The sequence below is a fragment of the Hydrogeniiclostridium mannosilyticum genome (genome assembly GCF_003268275.1).
Classification (GTDB): domain Bacteria; phylum Bacillota; class Clostridia; order Oscillospirales; family Acutalibacteraceae; genus Hydrogeniiclostridium; species Hydrogeniiclostridium mannosilyticum.
Genome location: NZ_QLYR01000028.1, coordinates 1 through 1,313 on the forward strand (window position 1 = coordinate 1; position 1,313 = coordinate 1,313).

Below are 1,313 nucleotides of genomic sequence, written 5' to 3' on the forward strand. Positions count from 1 at the left end.
GCATATGGAGCTTGTCCCGCTTTCGTTCTTGTCAATCACAGCCCGATCCCCGCTGACTTGAGACACATACCAGCTTTGATTCTTTACCCAGGACGGGATTGCCGCGCCGTTGTAATAGACCGCGCCGGGGGCAATTTTCACAAGGTCGCCTTTTTGAATGGAGACGCCGGCCTCCGCCTGTCCAGAACCGCCCAGGCGCTTGTTGACCTCTTCGGCTATGTAGGGGAATTTGCTCTTGAGATAGGGGCCGGGGCAGGAGGTGGCGGAAAACCAGCAATGCATGGTTAGGTTGCCGGCGGTGTCCCCTGTATAGTTCAGCCTATCGATCCCGTTTCGCTGGCAAATATCCGCACAGAGGTCAATGAGCTTAGCCAGAGCCTTATCGCTTACATGCCAGTCGCCGCCGGTTTCATCGTTGGCCACCTCGATTGTCACCGCCTGATGGTCGTTTGACGGGCTGGAGCTGCACCAGGAGCGGTTTTTCTCTTCCACATACATGCCCACTCTTCCGTCGCTTCCAATCCCATAGTTGGAGGAAGCCTGACGGGCGGAGCTGGCAAAAATCTTCCCGCAGGTCTCAACAGAGAGGTTGCCCGCCATGTGGTGGATGGTGATCTTTTTTATGCCGGTGTTCCGCGGATTATTGCTGTTAGGGGATATACAGGTATAGTTCACCAATGCGCTGTTACTCATGCTCTTCACCCTTTCCGTTGCTCAGCTCTTTGGCTGTTTCGGCGCTGATTTCCTCGTCTGGCCCAAGCTCGATTTCCAAAATGCTTTCGTTCATGTTTCATTCCTCCATAATAATTTTAACGCCGTATTTTTCGGCACAATCATGCTCAATTTTACAACCCCGTGCCTTTTCCCAACCTTTTACGAAGTATACTGCATGGCATAAGCTCATGTTCTCGATAGACTTCGCTAAAAAGCACAATGGAATCTGTACAACTCCACGCTCCTGCATTTTCTTTTCGCTATACCACTCATCGGTGAACAAAGTATTTATTACCTCGTATCCGTTTAACTCAAGAAAATTGACGGCTCGTTCTCTTGCTGCAACAATCTCCTCATCTGTCTTTCCTGCCATTGGTTGGCTAATCATTGCTTTTTCCATTTTCATGCCTCCGTTTCAATGATTTCCGGTTCCTCCGGGAATACCGTGGGTTCTTCTCCCCATACCGCCATAACGGCGCTGAAGTAGGGCTCCGCAATCTCCTCCTGGACCTGCTTTCGCCCATTCGCGCTGTTCGCATACGACCGCCGGAAAATATCTCCGATGGGGTAGCTTGTCCCTTCCAGCTCGATATACTTTT

At 51.1% G+C, this 1,313-nt stretch carries 3 protein-coding genes; all 3 read right to left on the reverse strand.

All coding sequences use genetic code 11. The features are described from left to right. Nucleotides 1–693, reverse strand: a 693-nt coding sequence (locus DPQ25_RS14245) for a peptidoglycan recognition protein family protein (RefSeq protein WP_242978405.1), incomplete at its 3' end; no start/stop codon positions are given. Nucleotides 694–790: 97 nt separating this feature from the next. Beyond that, a complete protein-coding gene (locus DPQ25_RS14250; RefSeq protein ID WP_112333835.1) occupies nt 791–1,114 on the reverse strand; it encodes a DUF4406 domain-containing protein in 324 nt (107 codons plus the stop codon). Between the two features lie 2 nt (nt 1,115–1,116). Then, nucleotides 1,117–1,313: hypothetical protein (locus DPQ25_RS14820; protein ID WP_112333836.1), on the reverse strand; the 197-nt coding region annotated here is incomplete at its 5' end.

What these genes read in the sequence shown, in the direction of transcription:
- DPQ25_RS14250 (WP_112333835.1), bottom strand. Translation starts at nt 1,114, where the DNA reads ATGGAAAAAGCAATGATTAGCCAACCAATGGCAGGAAAGACAGATGAG.